3 protein-coding genes and 1 pseudogene are annotated in these 3,761 nt (G+C 27.7%); 2 read left to right on the top strand and 2 right to left on the bottom strand.

The window, feature by feature from the left end; translation table 11 throughout:
- A pseudogene (locus RMN92_RS06540) lies at positions 1 to 125 on the top strand (IS1595 family transposase); the annotation flags it as partial.
- A 22-nt stretch (positions 126 to 147) separates the two neighbouring features.
- Here RMN92_RS06540 and RMN92_RS06535 read toward each other — a convergent pair.
- On the bottom strand, positions 148 to 882 hold the full coding sequence (locus RMN92_RS06535; RefSeq protein ID WP_309608662.1) for a response regulator transcription factor: 735 nt from the start codon (positions 880 to 882) through the stop codon (positions 148 to 150).
- Positions 882 to 1,937: a sensor histidine kinase gene (locus RMN92_RS06530; protein ID WP_309608661.1), complete on the bottom strand. Its 1,056-nt coding sequence runs from the start codon at positions 1,935 to 1,937 to the stop codon at positions 882 to 884. Before RMN92_RS06530 ends, RMN92_RS06535 begins: the two co-directional genes overlap by 1 nt.
- Positions 1,938 to 2,154: 217 nt before the next feature.
- Between RMN92_RS06530 and RMN92_RS06525 the strand changes: the two genes are divergently transcribed.
- Complete coding sequence (locus tag RMN92_RS06525; protein ID WP_309608660.1) at positions 2,155 to 3,564, top strand: T9SS type A sorting domain-containing protein; 1,410 nt, start codon at positions 2,155 to 2,157, stop codon at positions 3,562 to 3,564.
- Positions 3,565 to 3,761: the final 197 nt, after the last annotated feature.

The raw sequence follows: 3,761 nt of genomic DNA, 5'->3' as shown, positions 1-3,761 counted from the left end.
ATTTAGATGAGTTTAGTTACCGAATTAACAGGTCAATTTATAAGGAAAATATTTTTGACCTATTAATAAACAGAATGATGAATACTCAAAAGGTTTTATATCAAGAGATTATAATAAGTAAATAAATGAACACCTCAATATTTTAATTTACTTTAAGCCAATAGTTTTTAGTATTGATTCCTTATATTGTGGACCAATTGGAATTTCAAAATTCCCAATATTGATATGATTACTTTTTATGGATGAAATGTGAAGTTTTGAAATCAAAAAAGATCTGTGAATTCTTAGAAAATGGTTGCCTTTATAAATTAAATCCTGTTCTATTTTAGAAAACGGAATAAGTGTTTTCAAGCTTTTCCCATTTGATATAAAAACTTTGGTATAATTTTTCATTGCCTCACAATACAATATATCAGTCAATAAAACAGGAAAATTCATTCCTTCGGATTTGATATAAATTTTATTTTCTTCCAATTCTTGCACTGATGGATTTGTAAAATTTTTATATTTTTCAAGCTTTTCAATAGCTTTAAAAACTGCAGTGGTAAATCGTTCAAAAGAAAAAGGTTTTAACAAATAATCAATCGCATTGACATCATAACTTTCGACTGCATATTCCGAGTATGCAGTTGTAAAAATAATTGGAATATTGTTTTTCATTATTTTAGCCATAGACAAACCGCTTAAATTTGGCATGTTAATATCCAGAAAAACAATTTGAATTTCTTTTTCTTTTGTGATAACATCTAAGGCTTCAAGACCGTTTTTGCATTCGCCAACATTTTCTAAAAAGGATATTTGATTAATGTAATTCTTAATTATTTTTCTAGCAATAGGCTCATCATCAACTATTAAGCATTTTATTTTTTGAATATTTTCCATCAATTTAGATTTAATATTAATTCAACATTATAAAAATTGTTATCTGTTTTTATAACCAAAGAATGATTTTGATTAGGATAAATGACTTCTAATCTTTTTTTTACATTTTCCAATCCAATTCCTTTTATGGAAACTAGGTCGTTTTCAGAATCAGAATTAAAGTTATTTTTTATTGTAAAAGTCAAAATCCCATCATTTGAAACATCAATAAAAATAGAAATTTCGATTGATTGATTATGTATCTTTTTTGAATGCTTGAATGCGTTTTCCAAAAATGTAATCAATAGCAAAGGTGCAATTTGATGTTTTTCGAAATTATTTTTATTAGCAATAAACTTAAGATTTAAATTATCCTCAAGTCTTATTTTTTCTAGTTCGATATAATTTTCAAGGTATTTTATTTCGCTATCTAAAGCTACTTTTTCATTTTTTGTTTCATAAAGTGAATAGCGCAATAAATCGGAAAGCCGAATCATTAAATTCGGCAACTTTTTTGAATTATCTACAGCAAGTCCATAAAAATTATTCATTGTATTGAACAAAAAATGTGGAGAAATCTGCGCTTTTAAATTTTCTAATTCAAAATGCATTTGTTGCTGTTTTTGCTGATTTTGATTGTATTGATAGATATAATTTTGCTTAAAATATTTTAATAATATTATAAAAAAATAGAAAAATAAATAATATGAAATTCCGTCCAAAAATATTTCAGATAATTCTGCATTTGCAACATCTGGCATTGTAAGCATTATATTTTTCTTAAGCAAAACCTGACCTAATACAAACAAAATCCAAGTTAAAAAGCCACATGAGAAAAACAAAATAAGATGCTTTTTCGGCATTAAAAAATTATAAATAGAAAGTGTGAGATAGGTGGCAATTATAAACAATATTTCTGAAAACAACATGTACTTCAAAAATAATTTATCGTAAAATAAAACGGTTACATAATAAGGTCTTAATCGTATAAAAAAGTAAAACAACCAAAAACCAAAATGCCATAGCCATCGATTTTCGGCAAGAGTTTTGTTCAAATTAAATTTTTCTATTTTCATTTTTAAGTATAAAACAAATTTGATCATTTAATTTGAACAAAGCAAAAATCATGGACGTATGAAAGATTTTATGGACGAAATCGAGATTTATAATTTTAAAAAAAATGCGACATCGATTTTTGCTTTCTGTCCTTAATAAATAGGCTATGAACAGTTGATTTGTTTGAAGTAAATATGATTTATAATTTCGGTTTTATTAACCTAAATTATTGGAAATATGAAAACAATTACAGAACAACTTTTAAAAAAAACCACTAAAAGTGTCAACAGATTAATTATTGTATTAATGGTATTGTGTTTTTTTACCAATGTAAATGCACAATGGGCAAACCAAAATGCTGGATTTACTAACAAAACATTAGGATTTTACGAATTTTCAATAGTAAATGAAAATGTAGTTTGGGCTATTTGTTATGATGGAATTGGTGGGCTTTTTGGATCTAATCCAATTTTAGATTTTACCAGAACAACAAATGGCGGAACTACTTGGACAGCAGGTTTAATGGGTAGCGACACCAGTTTGGCTTTTTCAAACATTTCAGCAATTAGCGATACTGAGGCTTGGGTTGCCATGCACAAATTTAATTTCTCAGGTGGTGGCGGATTATTTCACACAGTTGATGGCGGAATTACTTGGACACAATCAAATGCTGGATTAATTTTCAATGATAATTCGTTTCCGAATTTTGTGTATTTTAAAGATGCTTTAAATGGTATTGCAGGTGGCGATGCAAACGATGGCTATTTTGAAATTTATAAAACCAACAATGGCGGAACAACTTGGACAAGAACGCCTCAAACAAATATACCTAATTTTATTTCTGGAGGCGGTTTTGGTTGGTTCGATGGTTATGCAGTAGTTGGAAATACTGTTTGGTTCGGAACTTCTGCTGGACAAATTTATAAATCTACAGATTTTGGGACTACTTGGACAGTAAGTACAATGAGTGCAGCACAAGAAACAGTTTATGAAATAGCGTTTAATGATGATGGTTTACATGGTATATCTCATGTAAGAAACAATACTTCAACTAAACTATTTTCGACAACAGATGGAGGAACAACTTGGGCACAAATACCAACGAATACGATACCAAATTGGAAACAAAGTAGAATTTGCTCAGTGCCTGGAACCAATATTTTTGTTTCAACTTCTGTAAATGGTGGTGTAAATCGTGGCTCATCTTACACAACAAACAATGGAACAACTTGGACATTGATAGAAGCAACAAAACAAAAAGCTGCTTGTAGATTTTTAAATAGTACAACTGGATGGTCTGGTGGTTTTTTTAATGACAATCCTTTGTATGCGGTAGGAGATGGCATATTTAAATGGGATAATACTACAACTCTTTCTACTGATTCTTATAATTTTAAAAATAGCAACGTTAAAATATACCCAAATCCTGCATTAAATGAAATTACTATTTCATTTTCAGAAATTTTAAATCCTGATGTAAAAGTCAAAATTATAGACTTATTGGGTAGGACTTCATTTTCTGGAAACTATGAAAATACAATTACTAACGACATAAAAATTGATGTCAGTAATTTTGAAAAAGGGAATTATATCATAAAAATTGAATCAAATGATGAATATGTCACAAAAAAAATAATAGTTGAGTAAATCTTACTTTTTGCTAAAAATTAAAATCCTTAAAAATTTACTTTTGAGGATTTTTAATTTAAGGGAATCTCTAAAAACTACAAATTCTACTACAAATCATTTTTGGTGATTTTTTTTTAGACTTCAAATTCAGTTTTTAAAAACTCATATTTATTTTTTAATTTATAATTATATGATATTGAGACGCTTAATTATTA

Origin of the sequence: Flavobacterium sp. (assembly GCF_031363805.1) — a bacterium.
Classification (GTDB): domain Bacteria; phylum Bacteroidota; class Bacteroidia; order Flavobacteriales; family Flavobacteriaceae; genus Flavobacterium.
Note: the sequence above shows the minus strand (reverse complement) of the source record. Positions and strands in the feature narration are given on the sequence as shown.